At 51.4% G+C, this 19250-nt stretch carries 18 protein-coding genes, 1 pseudogene and 3 riboswitches; of the genes and pseudogenes, 5 read left to right on the top strand and 14 right to left on the bottom strand.

The genetic code is table 11. From position 1 onward, the window contains the following. Positions 1 to 16: 16 nt before the first annotated feature. From cobK to JC200_RS19775, 6 genes are all read right to left on the bottom strand, one after another. A complete protein-coding gene (gene cobK, locus JC200_RS19800) occupies positions 17 to 820 on the bottom strand; it encodes a precorrin-6A reductase (protein WP_274433426.1) in 804 nt (267 codons plus the stop codon). Positions 821 to 845: 25 nt separating this feature from the next. Next, entirely contained in the window at positions 846 to 2522 is a 1677-nt protein-coding gene (gene cobJ, locus JC200_RS19795) for a precorrin-3B C(17)-methyltransferase (protein ID WP_274433425.1), read from the bottom strand. Between the two features lie 13 nt (positions 2523 to 2535). Further along, positions 2536 to 3312, bottom strand: coding sequence for a uroporphyrinogen-III C-methyltransferase (cobA, locus tag JC200_RS19790; protein ID WP_274433423.1), 777 nt, complete (start codon positions 3310 to 3312; stop codon positions 2536 to 2538). Further along, the gene (locus JC200_RS19785) at positions 3309 to 4256 is read right to left on the bottom strand and encodes a sirohydrochlorin chelatase (protein ID WP_274433422.1); all 948 of its coding nucleotides are present in this window, start codon (positions 4254 to 4256) and stop codon (positions 3309 to 3311) included. The genes cobA and JC200_RS19785 overlap by 4 nt, the downstream gene beginning before the upstream one ends. 157 nt (positions 4257 to 4413) lie before the next feature. Beyond that, a riboswitch (cobalamin riboswitch) is annotated at positions 4414 to 4598 on the bottom strand. Between the two features lie 182 nt (positions 4599 to 4780). After that, positions 4781 to 5233 (bottom strand): response regulator transcription factor, encoded by a 453-nt coding sequence (locus JC200_RS19780; RefSeq protein ID WP_274433421.1) that lies wholly within the window; start codon positions 5231 to 5233, stop codon positions 4781 to 4783. Continuing rightward, complete coding sequence (locus tag JC200_RS19775; protein WP_274433420.1) at positions 5196 to 5633, bottom strand: hypothetical protein; 438 nt, start codon at positions 5631 to 5633, stop codon at positions 5196 to 5198. Before JC200_RS19775 ends, JC200_RS19780 begins: the two co-directional genes overlap by 38 nt. Before the next feature lie 158 nt (positions 5634 to 5791). Here JC200_RS19775 and JC200_RS19770 point away from each other — a divergent pair, with 158 nt between their 5' ends. Together JC200_RS19770 and JC200_RS19765 are read left to right on the top strand one after the other, a co-directional pair. Further along, positions 5792 to 6673 carry a tyrosine-type recombinase/integrase gene (locus JC200_RS19770; protein WP_274433419.1) on the top strand — a complete coding sequence of 294 codons (882 nt, stop codon included), beginning with the start codon at positions 5792 to 5794 and terminating at the stop codon, positions 6671 to 6673. Continuing rightward, positions 6666 to 7781, top strand: a pseudogene (locus tag JC200_RS19765) (IS91 family transposase); the annotation flags it as partial. The gene JC200_RS19770 and the pseudogene JC200_RS19765, both read left to right, overlap by 8 nt. Positions 7782 to 7995: 214 nt before the next feature. On the opposite strand, the gene JC200_RS19760 reads toward JC200_RS19765, so the two are convergent. The 3 genes from JC200_RS19760 to JC200_RS24530 all read right to left on the bottom strand — a co-directional run bounded on the left by JC200_RS19760 (position 7996) and on the right by JC200_RS24530 (position 10336). Next, positions 7996 to 9447, bottom strand: coding sequence for a flagellar assembly protein A (locus tag JC200_RS19760; protein ID WP_274433417.1), 1452 nt, complete (start codon positions 9445 to 9447; stop codon positions 7996 to 7998). Positions 9448 to 9506: 59 nt separating this feature from the next. Further along, on the bottom strand, positions 9507 to 9926 hold the full coding sequence (locus tag JC200_RS19755; protein ID WP_274436603.1) for an EAL domain-containing protein: 420 nt from the start codon (positions 9924 to 9926) through the stop codon (positions 9507 to 9509). Between the two features lie 68 nt (positions 9927 to 9994). Continuing rightward, on the bottom strand, positions 9995 to 10336 hold the full coding sequence (locus JC200_RS24530; protein ID WP_443111925.1) for an EAL domain-containing protein: 342 nt from the start codon (positions 10334 to 10336) through the stop codon (positions 9995 to 9997). Positions 10337 to 10545: 209 nt separating this feature from the next. Further along, positions 10546 to 10634: riboswitch (cyclic di-GMP riboswitch) on the bottom strand. A 234-nt stretch (positions 10635 to 10868) separates the two neighbouring features. Continuing rightward, a riboswitch (cobalamin riboswitch) is annotated at positions 10869 to 11041 on the top strand. A gap of 83 nt (positions 11042 to 11124) precedes the next feature. Here JC200_RS24530 and cobT point away from each other — a divergent pair. Continuing rightward, a complete protein-coding gene (gene cobT / locus JC200_RS19750; RefSeq protein WP_274433416.1) occupies positions 11125 to 12900 on the top strand; it encodes a nicotinate-nucleotide--dimethylbenzimidazole phosphoribosyltransferase in 1776 nt (591 codons plus the stop codon). A gap of 81 nt (positions 12901 to 12981) precedes the next feature. Here cobT and JC200_RS19745 read toward each other — a convergent pair whose 3' ends face one another. After that, positions 12982 to 13329 carry a hypothetical protein gene (locus JC200_RS19745; protein WP_274433415.1) on the bottom strand — a complete coding sequence of 116 codons (348 nt, stop codon included), beginning with the start codon at positions 13327 to 13329 and terminating at the stop codon, positions 12982 to 12984. A 120-nt stretch (positions 13330 to 13449) separates the two neighbouring features. Between JC200_RS19745 and JC200_RS24525 the strand changes: the two genes are divergently transcribed. Next, positions 13450 to 13833: a DUF302 domain-containing protein gene (locus JC200_RS24525; RefSeq protein WP_443111840.1), complete on the top strand. Its 384-nt coding sequence runs from the start codon at positions 13450 to 13452 to the stop codon at positions 13831 to 13833. Positions 13834 to 13934: 101 nt separating this feature from the next. Here the strand turns inward: JC200_RS24525 and JC200_RS19730 are convergent, their stop codons facing one another. The 3 genes from JC200_RS19730 to JC200_RS19720 form a co-directional block, all read right to left on the bottom strand. Next, complete coding sequence (locus JC200_RS19730) at positions 13935 to 15185, bottom strand: MFS transporter (RefSeq protein ID WP_274433413.1); 1251 nt, start codon at positions 15183 to 15185, stop codon at positions 13935 to 13937. Positions 15186 to 15599: 414 nt separating this feature from the next. Next, on the bottom strand, positions 15600 to 16154 hold the full coding sequence (locus JC200_RS19725; protein WP_274433412.1) for a rhodanese-like domain-containing protein: 555 nt from the start codon (positions 16152 to 16154) through the stop codon (positions 15600 to 15602). Further along, entirely contained in the window at positions 16148 to 16501 is a 354-nt protein-coding gene (locus JC200_RS19720; protein WP_274433411.1) for an ArsR/SmtB family transcription factor, read from the bottom strand. Before JC200_RS19720 ends, JC200_RS19725 begins: the two co-directional genes overlap by 7 nt. 171 nt (positions 16502 to 16672) lie before the next feature. On the opposite strand from JC200_RS19720, the gene JC200_RS19715 reads away from it, so the two are divergent. After that, positions 16673 to 17353, top strand: coding sequence for a class I SAM-dependent methyltransferase (locus JC200_RS19715; protein WP_274433410.1), 681 nt, complete (start codon positions 16673 to 16675; stop codon positions 17351 to 17353). Positions 17354 to 17605: 252 nt separating this feature from the next. On the opposite strand, the gene merA is transcribed toward JC200_RS19715, so the two are convergent. Further along, positions 17606 to 19249: a mercury(II) reductase gene (gene merA / locus JC200_RS19710; protein WP_274436601.1), complete on the bottom strand. Its 1644-nt coding sequence runs from the start codon at positions 19247 to 19249 to the stop codon at positions 17606 to 17608. Position 19250 lies beyond the last annotated feature (1 nt).

Raw genomic sequence — 19250 nt, 5'->3', positions numbered from 1 at the left:
AGCCTTCGCCTCCCCTTCATCCTTCAACGGATTTTGACAAGACATCGCCGGCGTTCGGCCGGGTGAGTCGTTCCACTTGTGCGACGACTCCTTCAAACGTGGTGTAGCAAGTCCCGTACGCAAGCTTTGGGCGGCGAATGACAATCACGTCAATGCCCATGTCGAGGGCGGCCTCGACCTTTTCATCCATGGAGCCCGGACCTCCGCTTTCCTTGGTCACCATCAACGCAGTGTTGTACTGTCGATACAACGCTTGGTTGAATTCCTTTGAAAACGGCCCTTGCATGCCGACTATGTTCTTGGCTTCCAAACCAAGCCGCGCACACTTTTCCATGTTCTCGACGTTTGGCAACAAGCGCGCGACCAGCCGGACGTCGGGAAGCCCCAGTAAAACTTGGGTGAATACCTGCAGGGTTTTGCTGCCAGTCGTCAGCATGATGCTGCCCGGGCGGGCGCACGCTGCCTCCGCCGCCTCTTGATAGGTATCGACCCACAGAACGCGCGGATGGTCATACGTTTTGGGCGCCCGTTCATAGCGAACATAAGGAATCCCTTCACATTCGGCAGCCTGCATGGCCGTTCGGTGTGCCTCTTCCGCAAACGGATGGCTGGCATCCACCAACACCGGCGCCCCCGTCGTTCGCAACAGTTCGCTCATCTCCGTTGCATTGAGGCGGCCTGTGCGCACTTCAATTCCAGCCTCCTGCAAGCTACGGGCCGCACTTTCCGTCACGACGCTTGCCAGCAAAGAGTGTCCTTGCTGCTTCAACTGGATGGCAAGGTCGCGCGCGTCACTTGTCCCCGCCATAAAAAAGACCATGGGACTCGTTCCTCCTCATCTTGTTTCAGACCCCGCACACTGCATCCGCTGCCGGCAGCGGCGCCGTTTCCTGGTACTGGAATCCTGCAACACTGCCCACGCGCTTGAAATACTTGTGAAACCGTTCGTCCGGGAACGCGTCGCGTTGGTAGTCGCGCACAATTTGCTCTACCAAATCCACCGCTTCTTTGGCGGGAATGCCTTCCGCCACGCGCCGGGCCGGTTGGGCATTGCGGCCCGTGGTCTTCCCGCCGAGAAACAAATCCACCTTGCCTTTGCGAAACACGAGGGCAATGTCCTCGTGGACCGCCCCGTAACAGGACATGGCACAGCCGTTGTAGCCGATGCACAATTCCTTGGGCACGGGCAAGCCCCCAATGCGGGTCGTCAAATCCTCGGCAAAGGGGATGCCTTCCGCTTTGTCCCCGTCACAAAAATCACAAGCTTTAATCTTGACCACGTTGCCGACCGGAAAGACCCAGAACCCAAGCTGTCGCAGCTGTTCCACGAGTTGCTTCGGCTGTGTTGTCAAAACGCGCAGCACCAGCTGGTGGGCGGTCGTGTACTGTAGTTCTCCCGTTTCCCCGACGATTTCTGTGAGACCCGTGAGTTGGCCCGGAGTGAACTTTTTGTTGGCCACTCCTGGCGACAACGCCACCTCAAGCAGCGTAGGGCTGCCCGCCGCTCCCATGCCGCTCCCCGGTTCGAACTCCGGCCCGGTTGCTGTGGCATCAGGATCCTGTGCCGCAAGAATGCATGTCAGCGCCTCTTCAGCCAAGTCCCGCGCAGAGGATGCGCCCACCTCGCGCACCCGAACGTCCGCTTGTGCCAAAGTGTCGTTCGTCCAGTGCATGGGTGCCCCCGTTGTCTCCTTAGCGCGCAACGACCACGGCTCGTTTTCCACATGCAGCCGTTCACCCGGGCGAAGTGCCTGCTCCACTGTGTCCAACTGATACTTACGTTGGTACCCCCGAGGCGTGATCATGAGGTCGTCGTGCATAAACGTCGCCGAATTTCCGACAATCACGGTGGTCAACATGCCAATTTCGTAATCGAGCATGTGAGCTAAATCTGTGCGTACCACGGTTTGACGGTCCCGGTAGGCGCTCTTGACGAGCCCAACGGGAGTCTCAGGCGACCGGTGCTTCAGCAAAATGCGCTGGGCCTCAGCAATTTGCCGGGTCCTCCGGCCGCTCTTTGGGTTGTACAAGGCGATCACAAAGTCGGCAGAGGCCGCCGCTTCCAGGCGGCGTTCAATGACCGCCCAGGGAGTGAGGTGATCGCTTAAGCTGATGGTGCACGCGTCGTGCATAATCGGGGCGCCGAGCAGCGAAGCGCAGGAGTTAATGGCCGAAATGCCGGGCACCACCTCCACCTCAGGCGGTTCGGACGGGTGCCAGCCTTGCTCCAGCAGCACCTCGTAAATCAGTCCCGCCATGCCGTACACTCCGGCATCGCCGCTGGAAACCACCGCCACCGTTTGGCCGCCGCGCGCGAGTTCGACCGCCTTTTGCGCCCGGCTGACCTCCTCCGTCATGCCCGTGCGAACAATGACCTGGTCGGTCAAAAGTTCTTTCACCAAATCGACGTATGTGTTGTAACCCAGAATGACTTCGCTTTCGACCATGGCCTGGCGCGCACGTTCCGTGATGTGTTCCCGGTGGCCCGGGCCAAAACCCACGATGAAAATCTTTTGTGCCAACGTAGCTCCCTCCTCAAACTCTCATACTATCCAAAGCCGCCCCATCCGGGCTAAACCAAGCCAGGTCCTGCGCCTTGTGCACGACTTCGCCCACGACAATGACAACCGGCGGCTCAATACCCGTTGCTTGGGCCGTGCCCGCGATATCCGCCAGCGTTCCGAACACGGTTTCCTGTCTCGCGGTCGTCCCCCAGCGGATCAAGGCAACCGGCGTTTTTGGAGAACGGCCGTGCTGGAGCAAATTCGCGACGATCTCGGTAAGATGGGACAACCCCATCAAAATCACCAAGGTCTGCGTTTTGGCGGCAAACAGCGGCCACGGCGTCTTTGGGGAAGCCACACACTCGTGACCTGTGACCACGTGAAACCCGGTAGCCACTTCCCGGTACGTGATGGGAATGCCGGCGTAGGCGGGTGCCGCAATCGCGGAAGACACCCCTGGCACCACTTCGAACTCAATACCCTGCCGGCGCAACACCTCGGCCTCTTCGCCTCCGCGGCCAAACACGAACGGATCGCCGCCTTTGAGCCGGACTACGGTCTGCCCCGCGAGCGCCCGTTCGACCATCAGTTCGTTGATTTCGTCCTGGCGAACCGCATGGTTCTCCCGCTCTTTTCCCACGTACAGTTTTTCGGCATTTGGGGGCGACAAGCTGAGAACGGCTGAAGAGACGAGACGGTCGTACAGCACGACATCCGCACGTTCGAGGCACTGCTTCCCGCGCAGGGTCAAAAGTCCCGGGTCGCCCGGGCCGGCGCCAACTAAAAACACTCGCCCCGTCCGGTTCATGCCAGCACCTCCCCTGCGTCCAGATGCGGAATGCGATGTGCATGCTCGCCGTGTTTGTGTCGGTCATCCGAAACGGAGTGATTCTGCTGTTGTTGGAACTTTTTGCGGTACTGACAGAAGTCACAATTCATCCGCGACTGCTCCTGGTCCGCCTCTTTGATCCGGTCGAGCACCACTTCGCGCAAGAGGTCGTGAAGCCCGAAGTACGGAGACATCTGGATGGAGACTTGCGAAAACTGCTGCTGCAACTCCTTCACGAGGTTTTTCATGCGTTTGATGAGAACTCCCGTGAACAAAAAGTACGGGATCACGAAGATTCGTTTCGCCCCCAAGCGCACCGCCCGGAATACGCCTTCTGGAAGACGCGGGTCGGTGATGCCTGTAAAGCAGGTTTCTACCGTACTCACCCCCGTGCGCTCCCACAGGATCCGGGCGATTTTGTACACGTCGCCGTTTGCATCCGGATCGCTGCTGCCGCGTCCCATCAGCACGATCGCAGTATCATTTAAGGCAGTATCGTTTGGCGCGGCTTGTTCAACGGCCGATGGTGTGTTCCCTTCTTGCCCACAGGCGTCCTGCACCTCGGCAAAGCGTTCAACCAGCAAGTCGAGCAGCCGTTCATGCAGACCAATGTTTCGCCCATAGACAATCTCAATCTCAGGATGACGGCGACGGGCTTCGTCCAAAAATTCGGGGATTTCCAACTTCACATGAGAAGCTGCCAACAAAATCACAGGAACGGCCACAATGCGCTTCGCTCCGAGCGCCATACACACCTCGATCCCGGCGGGTATATCCGGGTCTGCAAATTCAAGAAAACAACCCACCACCGTTTGCCCTGCCATGTGCGATTGCAGTTCGTCCACAAACCGCAGAAATTCCTCGTTCCCTTCCTCATCCCGGCTGCCGTGTCCAATGAGCAACACCGCTGTTTTCACACGCATTCTTCCCTTCTGATACCATTCATTTTTCGGCCAGGGTCGAGCGGGAAAGAATTTCACCCAAAAGAAAAACTCCCTGGAAAGGGAGTTGTGGTTGGTAGACACATAAAAATGATAAAAAGAGTCTGCCTCCACACCTCCCTATCGACCGTAGGTTCAATCAGTGTGCTGGAAAAAGGCAGGTCTCCTGGCTTGGGTTCAACACCGATGGTCTCCTTCCCAAGTCTTTCGACTCAGTGGTTTTTGACCTCAGCTCGCCCTTACAGTGGCGGGACCGCACCGGACTTGCACCGGTTTCCCTATTAAGTTCACCCGTAAGTGAACGCCTTTCCCGAAATATACAGTTGTCCTATGAAGCTAAGTTATGCAAGGAACTAAATTAATAGTACAGGTAAACTCAGCCAATGTCTATATAAATCACGTAGAGAGAAGTACGGGTCCTCTGTGTGCCGAACCCGGTTGTTTCATGACACACGAATTTTCTCTTTATGTATCTTCATGTCACAGTTCAATACAAGCACGTTTTATCATCGAGTCCCAAGAAAACGAACGACCCAGTCGAGATCTCTTACGTCATCCTCACGCGAATCCGAGTGCTCCAAATCTACACCTTGACGTCTTCGCAGATGATGCACGAGACCCCAAATGTCCGCTTGTGTAATCGGTTTTCCCATGTAGTATTGTGCGCCCGTTTGCTGCGCCATGTGCCGATAGGAGTCATCGTCTTCCAGCGAACACATCGCTACGAATACGTCCGGGTAAGACTCATGAATCTCAGAACATAAATGAAACCCATTATCCGCCCCAAGATGAATATCAACGGAGATGAGATCAATGGAAGTCGACTCTAAAAAAGTGAGCGCCTCAGAAGCGGTTTGCACCGTCCCAACCACCTCGATCTCTTGGTTCGACCCATACAAAAGTGCCAAAGCCTCCAGCGTCTCAGGCGAGTCGTCGACGAGAAGTGTTCGAATTTGCATGTCGTTCCCCCTTGACTACAGCATTGTATTCCTCAACCAAATTTCGGTTCCGATTTGTCCCGACCTGCAGGAGGGTATTCGGGTGCCGGATACGAACCCCTATTCTTCCGGATGCATGTAATACCTTCACGCTGGTTTCTGTCCCAGAAGGAGTCCCCAGTTCGTGAATCCGAACCGTGTTCTCCGCAACCAAGAAACCGCCTCGTACGGTTCCATTGACCAAAATGGAATCCCTGGATTCGAGTGAACTGGCATAGATCCCCGCTCCCGTGATGGCCATTTTTCCGGTCGCTCGCACAGAACTGGAGGTCACCGTTGCGGCTTTTACTTCAGCTGGTTCAAGCGACACCATAGATTCCACAAAGGATACATAATCCCCGAGTAGTTGATGTAAGCGCATAACATCCTTTGGACGAAACCGCTACGCGGTGGTAAAAGATCGTCCCCTCCATCACTAGTTTCCTATTTATGTTACTTCTCATAATGCTGGGATTCCCTTAACATTCGCGCTATGCGGTGTCCGTAGTCACCGCAAATGAATCTTGAGGAGAGTGCCACATGAGTGACAATGAACAAGTGCTGCGACGGATGGAAGAGGATATTCAGCTTAGGGGGCTGTCACCCAAGACCTTGGAAGTCTATGTCTCACACGCACGGATCTTTCTAGATTATTGCCACCGCCCCGTAGACGACCTCGATACAGAAGATATCCGCAGATTCCTGACACATTTGATCCGCGAGAAAAACCTGTCAGCCAAAACTGTAAACATCTATGGCGCTTCTATCCGTTTCCTATTTGCCGTCACTTTGAATCGTGCGTTGAATTACCTGCAGATTCCACGTCAGAAGGAACGTAAGGCCCTACCTGAAGTGTTAACCAAAGAAGAAGTCTCTTCCATTCTGCAAAGCTGCGAAAACATCAAGCATAAAGCCATGCTGATGACAGTATATAGTTCGGGGCTGCGGGTCAGCGAAGCTGCAGCGCTTAAAATTCAGCATATCGACTCGAAAAACATGCGTGTGTTCGTGCGAAACGGAAAAGGTGGCAAAGACCGCTACACTTTACTCTCGGAGGGTTGCCTGAGCGTATTACGCGAGTACTGGAAGGCGTACCGTCCGCGGCATCCCGAGGGCTGGCTATTTCTGGGCACATACAATGTACGCCATATAACGCCCACTGGTATCGCTTATGCTTTTAATGAAGCTGTGAAGAGAGCCCACATCACCAAGAACGTGTCCATCCACACACTTCGACATTCATTTGCAACGCACTTGTTGGAGGACGGAGCCTCGCTGCTGCAGATTAAGGACTTGCTGGGCCACGCCAGCATTAAGTCCACGACAGTCTACCTGCATCTGGCGAACGTTACGGCAGGTGTCAGAAGTCCACTTGATACCTTCCCCGCAAACCTTCGTCAGGAGACTCCTTTACATGCCTGAACTACAGGATATTTTTCTGCAGTATGGTGGGCCCTATCAACTTGCCCATGGCCTTTCCCTGGAGAAACGAAAAGTCGTTCAAGCCATTCAAAGCTGCAGAACGGCTGTACTAGGTGGGCATGTAGATGAATGCGACGAGTGCGGCTTTATACGGGTTTCCTACAATTCCTGTCGTAATCGTCATTGTCCAAAGTGCCAAACGCTCACGAAAGAACGGTGGATTGAGGCCAGAAAGGCCGATTTGCTGAATGTCGGTTATTTTCATGTGGTCTTTACGTTGCCGGACCTACTAAACCCGGTCGCCTACCAAAACCCCAAGGTGGTCTATAGCATCTTATTTAAGGCTGCCGCAGAAACTCTGTCCGAACTCGCAAGTGACCCGAAATACCTGGGTGGACAAATCGGACTCACGGCGGTTCTTCACACTTGGGGACAAAACCTGATGCATCATCCCCATCTACACTGTATTGTTCCTGGTGGTGGACTTAACTCCTGTGGTAAGTGGGTAAACTCAAGAAAAAAGTTTTTCATTCCAGTGAAGGTTCTATCCCGAAAGTTCAGAGGAAAATTTCTTAACTACTTGAAGCAGGCGAAGCTTGAATTTTACGGTTCCATAGTGCATTTGCACGACCAGAATCAGTTCCAGCAGTGGATATCTTCTTTGTACCAAAAAGAATGGGTGGTCTACTGCAAACCGCCCTTCAAAGACCCTGGACATGTAGTGGAATATCTAGGCCGATATACCCACCGTGTCGCCATTTCAAACAACCGTATTGTTCGCGTGCACAATGGGATGGTGACGTTTAAGTGGCGGGATTACAAAGACCATAACCGGCAGAAGCTGATGAGCCTAAAGACGGATGAATTTATTCGTCGCTTTCTGGTGCATGTTCTCCCCACAGGATTTATGAGGATTCGGCACTATGGATTGCTCAGTCCCAGAAACAAGTCAGTTAAGTTGGCATTGTGTAAAAAGCTCACAAAGACGACCATGAGGGAGAAGTTCACAGCCAAGTTATCTACCGTGGAACTCTTCGAGAAGTTAACTGGGCGAGACTTCACTCTTTGCCCCTGTTGTGGTATAGGTCATCTCACAAGAGCTTCGCCGGACAACTGCATAATGTCTGCCTACTGCCTCTTCATTGGGGAGGGGGGAATTGTATCCATTGTGCTATACCAAGCATACATTTTTCCTCGACTTTCCAAGAATAGCCCGCATGATGGTAAAAACATTGCTCTATTTTAAAACCATGGGCTTTTTTATTTCCCCATAGCGACCAGTGACCGCAGTTCCGTCCAATAGAGTTATCTCAAAGTCGGCTTCATCCTGTGGAGGAGCCGATTTTTCGTGCTCGACTTTCAGATAACTCTCTACTCATTTCAGAAACATTCGTTCGTCCAATCCCACTCCACTTCGAGCGCAGTTCAAGCACAATCTGTCGATATCGGTCATCAAGTTCTTGTAGTTGATTCGTATCTTCCGAGAAATGTACAAGTATACGCTCAAGTTTGGGATGCCGATGGACCAAGAGTACATCCGCGAGTAACGGTAGACGCTCATCATTGTTTAACTGCTTTTTGGCATGTTCAATCAATTCTCTGTATTCCAAACGGAAATGACCAAATTCGTCCGCACATTGTTTCATGTCGGAGTAGAGCTTCATGTAAAGAAACTTCGATTGACCTGCAACCACCTGGGAACCGACGATGGCATCGGCAACGAATACACCACGTTCCCCCATGACAGTCGAGCGAAGGACCCCACCGTGAACCTCTACACTTCCCGTGGCTTGAATGAAACTCCCGTCCAAGACCGAACCCAAGACGACGACATTCCCATCAAATTCGATTTTTCCGTCCTTACTCGATAAGTCATGAGAAATAACAAGTTCTGGGACGACATCTATCCGACTCCTCGTATAAAGAAATCGCCCGTTGCGGATGGCAACAATCCTCCCGTTGACTTCCACCACCCCTGGACCCAGTGTGGGCAAAGACCGATGTTTGGGACAAGGAATTTCTTCACCGAGGACGTCTCTTCCTGGAATACCCGGTATTTCCGGTTCGAGTACGGCCACCGTCGTCCCCATGGAAATGGTCGTTATCCTCATGCGGCGGTGAATCGGGTCATACACCTTTGGGAGCGTGACCGGCCTGTAGCGTGCTGGCTTACCCGGAATCATGGGGACGCCTCGCAAGACAATGGCCTCACTCGTCTGACCCGCATGACACAGTTGTTTCAGTTCCTTGATATCAAGGGCCCCCTGGTAACCGGCGGACGTCAGTTGTGTCGTGATTTCATCGATTTCAAGAGGTGCGGGATATACCGGATTCATTTCAAGTTCAAACACAGCATGGCGGACGCGATGCAGGTCCTTTAAACGATACTCCTCGCCCAGTGTGACCTCGACTCGCCCGATGACCTCCATAGCATTCTTGGATACCCTCGATAAAAACTTTTGGGAGGGCGGAATGTGGCTAAGAGCAAGTTGGATGTCCTGCTCCCCGTGAACAATCACCCGCCCAACAGTGGGCTGCCCATCCACAACGACGACCAACCGCCCATCTTTTGGGATCGTCATGGTAGCAAAGGCCCCCTCATCGTCCGGATCCGTGATCGAGATCTGATTGTCCAGGACCGACACGGTTCCATGTTTGACAGGCTGCACCTCTCTATCAGAGTCCATCGGTAACTCCGGTTGTGTTTCTGGTTTTCGCGACACCGACACTCGAGACTTGAAGAGCCACTGTTTGATGATATTGAACACTTGCATGTGAAATGCTCCTCCTTTCCGCCATGTCAACTACAGACCGGAATAGCACCATACAAGCGTTACCATCGTTGTTGTAAGCGACAGTGTTGTGTGATTAAGAGATCGAGTTCTTGACTCTTCGTCACCACGTCGTCGTCCGTCAAGACGCCGTCTTTTTTATCCACCAGCTTGATGAGCGCTTCTCTCTTTGTCTCAATCTCTGCTGTCAGTAACATGTCGTTATCCATCGTTACGGGAGGAGCCCAATAGTACCCTTGACTCAAACTGACACCAGATTCACGAATCGCTAATAGATCCTCACGATATTCCACGCCCTCCGCGATCACTGCATTCTCAGATTGCATAAATTGCGTTAAATGCTTTAATAGTCGTTGCTTAGCGCCAGAGGTGGAAATCCCCTGTATCAAGGAGCGATCGACCTTGATAAAATCAGGCTCCAGTTCTACGAGCGCCAGAAGATTTGTGCTCCCGACACCCACATCGTCCAAGGCAATACGGACACCCAGCCCGCGCAGGGGTTCGAGGATTTTCGCGATCGAGGACGGATCTATGAAATGTATTCTATGAGTTCTAAAACGAGTTCTTGAGGCCGACAATGCCCTGCCTCAAATAGCAACTCAATTCCTTCTCGAAATGACTTCTCCACAACACTACTCGGCATCACATTGACAAAGAGTGCGGCAGGACTCGTCGCACCTTGTAGAGTCCGTCGGAAGTGTTTTGTACTAGAAAATAGAACGAGTAGATCGGCTTGAGCGGATAGGTTGCTTTCATAGGCCGTACGAAACCAAAGGTCGGGGGGAACCAATCTTCCTTGGTGCTGAGGGCGACTCAAGGCTTCGAAGGCAAAAATGGAGTTTTCCGTATGATTGACAATGGGTTGATACACGACATCCAGTCGTTCCAGCCTATCTGCGAAAGTTTGTAGTAAATTGGTAATTATTGGGTAATTAGGGTAATAATACCCCCAGAGGTGATTTTTTCCATTTTTGTATAATTTGTCTTTGCCTGCCTCATTGTTTCTCTCCCTTTCTCCCCAAAATAGCACAAAGGCGGCCCTTTGATTTATCGGGCCGCCCTCGTTATACCAACATCTCTTGTGGCAACCCGGCGATCCTAGGTACTTCCGTACCCTTAGACCCGTAGCTTTGCGTCCCAGTGTTTCCACTGGTTTGCCCTGAGACACTTTGCTCTACTCGATTTTCAAAATCTCCTTGCCTACATAATGCTACATTATTCTACATTTTTCAAGAATTTTTCCGTTCCTCCCGTCTGTGATGGTAGTTTCCCTGACTCCGCGAATAGCCACAGAAACGGCTATACCAAGCTTCAAAGATGGTGACGCTCAACCTATGGACATTTGGCGTCCAACCGCTGGCCCCCGTGACAACAGCCAAAACTTATGCTATATTCACTGCTATCAATCTATCATCTCTTCAGGTGCCCGTTTGGGAGAATAGGGAAGTTCAATCCAAAAAGAACGCGGTACCCGCCACTGTAATCGAGGAGCAGCTACAAAGCCACTGGGAAACTGGGAAGGCTGTAGTACGCGAGGAATCGGAGCCAGGAGACCTGCCTGAAGAGTTTCATACACAAACTTGAGGAATGGCTAACCCTCAACTCATTTGAGTTGGGGGTGTTTCCGTGGGCGGGTATCCCACAAAAGGAGGAAGCTTTATGTTATTATCGAGCGTCATCCATCGTATTTCAGAGGCCAACCGGTCCGCACAACGGCAAATGGAAAGAAAACTCAACTCGTTGACCAAACCCCTTGGCAGTTTAGGGGATGTCGAGGACCTCGCGGTGCAACTTGCAGGCATGACCGGCTCGACGGAACCCACCATCGATCCGGCAGTGGTTCTCCTGCTGGCCGCAGACCATGGGGTAACTGCTGAGGGGGTTTCTGCCTTTCCTGCGGACGTGACTCAACAGATGGTACAAAACTTCCTATCCCAAGGTGCAGCCATCAATGTTCTCTCTCGGGCCTCTCTAGCCCGAGTTCAAGTGATCGACATGGGTATTAACGCAGACTTGTCGATCCCCGGGCTGATTTCCCGCAAGATACTGATGGGAACGAGCAACATGACAAATGGACCGGCCATGTCTTACGATGAAGCGATTCGCGCCATCGAAACTGGAATCGAAATTGCCCACGATGCGGTTACCCAGGGAGCCAAATTGTTGGCCTTAGGAGAAATGGGAATCGGAAATACCACAGCCAGCAGCGCCATTTTAGCTGTACTCGGACAAATTCCCGTCGAAGATGTGGTTGGAGTCGGGACTGGGATCAGTGACAACATTCGGGAACGCAAAATTTCTATCATAAAAAAAGCCATTGCCGTCAATCAACCGAATGCCTTCGACCCCATCGATGTACTATCAAAAGTTGGCGGATTCGAGATCGCGGGTTTGACTGGGATTGTTTTGGAGGCGGCAGCTTCACGTGTGCCTGTCCTCGTAGATGGATTTATCACCGCCGTGGCTGCGCTGATTGCCACCAAACTGGCACCTCTCTCTGCGCAGTATTTAATCGGTTCACATGAATCCGTAGAACCCGGTCACAAGATCGTCAATCGTTTACTCGGAATTCGCCCCCTCCTTCGTCTCCATTTGCGACTCGGTGAAGGGAGTGGCGCGGCTTTGGCGTTACCCATTCTTCGTGCGGCCACTTTGATTCCAAAAGAAATGTCCACGTTTGAAAGCGCACAGATTTCGGGGGCGCTCGATGGAAGTGTTCAGGGGGCCTCTGCCGAACTTCAGTCGATCTCGTCCGTACCTCCCGTGCCAAAACGTCACGAATTTCAATCGTTCCATAAGGAAGGGGTCTATAAGGCCATCTATGAACGCAGGGACATCCGTTCCTTTTTAAAACATCCCATCGAGGAGGAAAAACTGCGCAGAATCCTGGATGCCGCACACCATGCCCCTTCCGTTGGGTTTATGCAACCTTGGAACTTTATCCTTGTACAGTCGGATTCCATCAAACAACAACTGCACGACATGGTTGCGAAAGAGGTCCAAATCGCGGGAACCTATTTTGAGGGACATCGCGCTGAACTCTATCCCAAACTCAAAGTTCAAGGGATCTTGGAAGCCCCGATTACGCTATGCGTGACGAATGATCCGACCCGCGATGAAACTCATGTTTTAGGTCGCAATACGATTCCCGAAACGGATGTTTATTCTGTGGTTTGTGCGATTGAAAATCTCTGGTTAGCCGCTCGTGCCGAAGGATTGGGAGTCGGATGGGTTTCCTTTTATAAAAAAGAAAATGTTCGTCAGCTTCTTGGCATCCCCGCCCACATTGACCCTGTTGCACTCATTTCCATGGGGTACACCGCTGCATTTCAAGATAAACCCGTTTTGGAAAGCGTCGGCTGGGGTCGACGTCAAAATCTGGAGGATCTCCTGTTTTCCAATGCTTGGGGAATGCCATTCACCTTCCAACGCTAAATAACATGTTTCCTTGACGGGCCCCTCCTGTCCCCACACCCACCTGTACTTTAGATACACGAGGCGCGCTGGACAGGACCGTCAAGGAATCAACCCAAGACCTACGGCAAGTTGCAAGACGAACCAAAAGCTTAACATGAACCATGGTATTTTCATGGATGGTTCTCTTTTTGAAAATCGTTGAAGGGATAGAATCCTCTTCAAAGAACGCTTCCCCCAACCAAAAACGGCTCCAATCACAAAGACATCGCTAAAAGCCCAAACTTCAATTTGAATCGCGTGTTCCCAAAGGGGGATTCTTACGGAATGGACAAGTGCCCAAATTCCAAGTGGGACTTCGGCGATACATACCACTCCTGCAAACACAGCACAAGACAGAAAGAGCTTATCTGCAGGACGAAGAATTTTACGCTTAATGCGACGAGTCATACCTTTCCAACCTGATAAACCAACGCTCGATTGAATACTATGACTAATTCTCCCTATTTTGCAAGTCATTTGTGACGAGCATTCATGGAGACGTCATTTATACAAAGGGGAGTGTGGACAGTGTTTCATTACACGGTAGAAACGAAAAAGACCCTCGACGAGGCCATCGAATCTCTATCCAAGAGTTTAAAAACCCATAACTTGGAATTCTGTGGGACTTGGATATTCCTTCAACTTTACAAAGTAAGGGCGTGGATTTTTCACAACCCTACCGGGTTCTTGGAGTCTGCAATCCATCCAAAGCCAAGGAGGTTCTTGGACAAAATTCATCGGTGGGGTACTTTCTTACCTTGCAAAATCGTCGTTTATGAGGAAGACGGAACCGTTAGGATGGGCTTCCCCAGACCCTCGATGCTGATGGAAGTCATTCAGGATCCGTCCCTGAAAGCCGTGGCGGAGGAAGTCGAACAGACATTAATGACGGCGGTCAATGAGGCGATGTAACGTCCTATGTCTGAACGTTCTCCAATCGACAAACCATTTTTCGAACATTTTTTGTGCATCTCATCCTAGGCTTGAGTAGATCAGCGTGAGTAAAAAATCACTCAAGCTCGACGCAACGTTTCCCGCATCAAAAAGGTTACGAGGAGTCCTGATAACATCACGAGCATGGCCAAGACGCCAAAAACCTGACGTAGTCCGAAAAAATCGGCCCCAAACCCGAGCAGAATGCCCCCAATGGCGTATCCGCCGTCTCTCCACATCCGATACACGCCAAGGGCAGAACTTCTCCACCCAGGATGAGCAGCATCCCCTACAGCGGATAGGAGAACTGGATAAATGAACGCCGTTCCCATCCCCATGAGAAACGCAGACAGGATCCACAACCAAAGAGAATGAGAGAACAAGATAAGCGCGACGCCTAAGCCATTTATCCATTGACCGAGGGCAATCGGTAACTTTCGACCCACTCGGTCGCTCCACGCACCTGACACCAGCTGCAACACTCCCCACGAGGTGGCGTAGATACTCCCAACGAATCCGATGGTCGCGATGGAGAAATGTTCTTCGGCCATCAGAATCGGAACTAGTCCCCATACCGCCGTATCACTCAACTTGTTAATCAGCCCCGCTTGGCTGCAACTCAACAACGTTCGATCGTGAAAGCTCACTTTGGCAAAGACTTGTCTTAGGGTCAACTTCTCCTCAAGCAATGAGTTCTGACTTGAGGGCTTGGATAACGAGGCTTCCAGTTTCGCATACGGAAGGGTCTCTCGAATCATGAACCACGCCATGAACAGTCCGACAATGGCCACCGCTTCTCCGAACCAAAACGGAACCGGGCGAGGTCCAAACCGACTTGCCAGGTAGCCCGTGAAGACACTCGTCAGGGCGACCCCAATGTAGCCGGAAAACTCGTTGATTCCAAGAGCTAACCCGCGTTTTTGAGGCCCCACGAGATCCACTTTACTACTGACGGTCATCGACCAAGCAAACCCCTGATTGGCCCCGAGTAGAACATTCGCGACCACAATCCAAGCCCAATTCGGCGCGTAGATGACCAGAAGTGGAACGGGAACGCCTAACACCCAACCCAGGAGTAAAACTGGTTTCCTCCCCCAATGATCGGCCAATTTTCCAGCCACGAGGTTCAAAGTACCTTTGACCACACCAAACGAAACGATAAAAGAGAGTAACAGCGATAGCGAAGCAAGATGAAAGGTTTGTTTTCCCAACATGGGGAGTACCGTTCTTTCCAGCCCCACCATCGTTCCGACAAACGCATTGTTTATAGCTAACAGAATAAATTGACCCAAATTGGGCCTAAGACCCAGGACCAGCTGTCTTTCCTTCATGCTGCTCCACCTTCCTCAAAAAGTGCGGTGGGGAACGAGAGCTGTTCCCCAAACCATGTATCTCTTCATTCAACCGCAGGTTTTTCATGTATGGTTCCGAGGTTGTAGGCTCGGATCAAATCGAAGTTCATCGGTTTGCTCGGTAAGTCTTCGAGCATGAATCGGACGAATTCTTCTTTTGATCTGGGTTGCACGGCCAGATTAAAGCGGCGTTCAAATCCAATTGTGGAAACGACCTTTTAAGGGACCGGTAACTAGTTGCAAACCTATCTACCAGGATACACCGCAACAAGGGTACCCATGGAAGCTAAATCAAGGCCAACACCTATATCCCCCTTTCGTCCACGTCATGGCTCTGAATTTCAATTTGTGACACCTGCTCGTACCAAGCGCTCACTCCCGCAGCAAGGTATCTCACGGAAACCCCATGGATGCGAACTTTGCGGTACCAGCGAGACCCCGGTATACTCCGGCACAAAAAACCACGTTCTCTCGATTCGGATCCAGAATAGGGGGAGCCATCCCCATCTCTGATAGGGATAGATTCACGGAACCCGGGATATGGCGCTTTTGCCATTCTTCTGGAGTTCGGACATCCACCAATCTGAATTCGTCATTGTCCTGCAAAGCCTCATTGAGACTGATCGGGGTGATCTTCGTCACCGGATAGTTCTTTGCCACCCATTCGTGGATCTGTACGGTTCCCATCACATTCCCACCTATTGCACCGATGGCGGAAAGAATAGCTCCCGGAACGTCATGGGTTGCGGGAATCAGGACCACGGGTCCCGGATTAGGCCATATTTTTTTGAGATTGGTCAAGAAGTCAGGTTCATCTTGGGGTAAATCTAGCGCCCCCTCAATGGAGCCTTGCATGAATTCGGACACAGGACGCAGGTCTAACAACTCCAGATCGGCATCCTTTTCATGCATACTCTTTAATTCATCCGCAGAAATTGTTCTTAACATGTTTTTTCGGCCACCGTGCTTTGAAGTGAGTCAATCCAGCTATTGACCGCTTGAAGTGCGTCCGGATTACAAAAGTAGTAATGCCACGGCCCGCGTTGCTGGTGGCCGACCAATCCGGCTTGACGCAGCAAAGCTAGGTGTCTTGAAATGGTGGATTGCGGTACGTCTAAAATGGACGTCAGGTCTTGAACACAGATTCCATCTACCGCTTCTCCGTCGAGCGTGCAAAAATATTGCTTCTGACTTAACGTTTCCAACAAAGAGCGTCTCAATGGATCTGCGAGAGCTTTAAACACGAGATCCAAGTCGATCACGTTACGCAAACGCGTTTGAATGGTTGGTCCCATAAGCATTCCCCTTTCCACGAGCTTTAAATTTATAAATCCATAAATGCGGATATGTTGATTGTCAGATGTTTATACTTTGCTTCAGCGTTGGAAATTTGTCAAGATGAAAACACACAATGGAAGCCTATAATGAACTTATAGAATAACTTTTCATTGCGAGGGGAAATCAATATGGCTTTGTTTGACGCGAAGGCGGAAACGTACGATGATTTTTGTAGGACCCCATTGGGTCATTTCATCGATATGGTGGAACACGATATTCTAGGCAAAGTGGCGCAACCTCGTTCAGGGGAAATCGCAGTGGACCTTGGCTGCGGAACGGGGGCCTACTCCGTCTGGTTACAGGAACAAGGTTTGTCTGTCACTGGAGTTGACCTCTCCGAAAAGATGCTCGCAGTAGCGCGTCGTAAAGCATCCGACCGAGTCAAGTTCATCCGGGCCGATTTATCGCATCTGCCCTTTCCCTCTGGACAGTTTGATTTCGCCATTTGCAATGTGACGCTGGAGTTTGTCCAAGACCCCACAGCCGTTTTGAAAGAAGGAATACGAGTTCTAAAACCCGGAGGTCGACTTGTGGTGGGACTGATTGCAAAGCTCGGTCCATGGGCCGTGAAATATTCGAAACGGGGTCAGGAAGCCCCAACCAGCGTTTATCATAGCGCAAGATTCTTTTCTTATGATGACATCAAACAGATTGGACCGAATCCTCCATACGAGGTCCAATTCGGGCTGTACGTGTCTCCCGACGAGTTCAAAGATGAAAGTTCTGCATGGGCCTTGGAAAAACAACGTAATCCAACTCAACAGGAACCTGGATCTGGATTTATGGTGGTCCGCTGGAACAAAGATTAGATGGCCCATCCTCCAATGACAGTCTCTGTTGTCCCAACCAGGATATCATCGGTCGTCGTTTCACCTTCATTTGTACGTAATACCCTCAATTTGGAACATCACGGATCACGAAACGCCATAATGCTTACCTTTTTTCAGTTCCCAGAAGAACGACATGGAAATATCGGGATAGCCTCATCAAGTTCCGGCCACCCCACCCCCGTGATACTCCGAAATGATCGTTGAACATTCTCCTTATTCATCTGTCCGGTCTCAACCTGCGCAGCATGAAAACTTGAATACATCCTTATCGAACGTCAAGGCAGTCAATTTGAGACCTTCCGCCATGGTGAGGTAAGGGGCCAAGGTCCCACGGAGGTCTTCAATGGTTAGATCGAATTTGATGGCGAGTACGGCTGCATAAATCACGTCACCCGCATTTTCCGCCACAAGATGTGCGCCAAGAATTTTGCGGGTCTTTGCATCTGCAACCAGTTTGAACACACCGGTTGTCTCTCGGTTCACAAGGGCGCGTGGAACGACATCCAGAGGCAGTACGGAAGAAATCACGTCGTATCCTTGTGCCTTGGCCTGTTCTTCCGTCAGACCGACCGTTGCAATGGATGGGTTGGTAAAGGTAACGCCGGGTACAACACTTAAGTCACGTTTCTGGTTGGCACCGCCCACCGCATTCTCTGCAACGACCCATCCTTCATGCGCCGCGACATAAACAAACTGCGGCCCCATCGTCACATCGCCCGCCGCATATATCCTTGGATTGGAAGTTCGAAGATATTCGTCAACGAGTACCTCCCCATGTGCTCCAAGTTTTACGTTGGCCGTTTCGAGATGAAGTGAGCTTGTGTTCGGCTGACGTCCAGTGGCAATGAGTAGTTCTTCGGCCAGGAACACCTGTTCCTCTCCATCGATTGTCACATAGACTCGTTTCGTACTACTACTGTCTTGTTCGATTTTGTGGAACATTGCTCCTGTAACCAGTTGAATCCCTTGTTCCGTCAGCGCCTGTGTCACCGCCTCCGAAATCTCTGGATCCGAGTTCTTGAGCAGCCGAGCACTTCGCTGCATCAAGGTGACTTCGGCCCCGAGATTGTGAAAGAATTGCCCCAATTCCATGGCAATATAGCCAGAACCAATGACTGCGAGGCGTTTGGGTAGCTTTGAAAGCTCAAGCGCCATAGTACTCGTGAGATAATCCACGTCACGTAATCCTGGAATATCCGGGATGGCAGGTGAGGCTCCGGTTGCAATGAGGAAGTTCCTAGCCGTAATTCTACGACTTCCGACTTCTACTGTTTTCTCGTCAATGAACCTGGCTTCGCCGGAAATCAGTTCAAAACCATATTCCTCAATCAAATCAACGTATTTCTGTTGCCGCAACTTGGCCACTAGCCGGTTTTTCTGCGTAACAAGTCCCGATAAATCCACCGAACCGACCGATGTCTGCAGACCTGGAAACGGGTTCTCTTTCGTCAGGTGATAAATCTCTCCGGCTCTGAGCAGGGCTTTCGATGGTACGCAGCCGATATTCACGCACGTACCGCCAATCGTGCCTCGTTCCACCATGGCCACTTTAGCTCCATATGAAACGGCCTGGATGGCAGCTGAGAAGGCGGCACTTCCGGAACCTAGAACGACCAGATCGTAATCGACGGATTCATCCGTAGGAGTGGCGTATAACTCCGAGGAATTCTCTTCAGAGAGAATTTCAATGCCCACGGGGCGATATCCTGCGTCCCGAACCCCCTGAAACAAAACATCCAGCTGAAGAGCATCGGGTGCTTCAAGCACCGCTTGATTTTTCCGAAAATCTGCGCTCACATCGCGGGCACCCACCGATTTCAACTCATTCTCTACATGGCGTTCACAACTCGTACACGTCATGCCTTCGATCTTCATA

The organism is Alicyclobacillus sp. ALC3, from assembly GCF_028751195.1.
Taxonomy (GTDB): Bacteria; Bacillota; Bacilli; order Alicyclobacillales; family Alicyclobacillaceae; genus Alicyclobacillus_L.
Note: the sequence above shows the minus strand (reverse complement) of the source record. Positions and strands in the feature narration are given on the sequence as shown.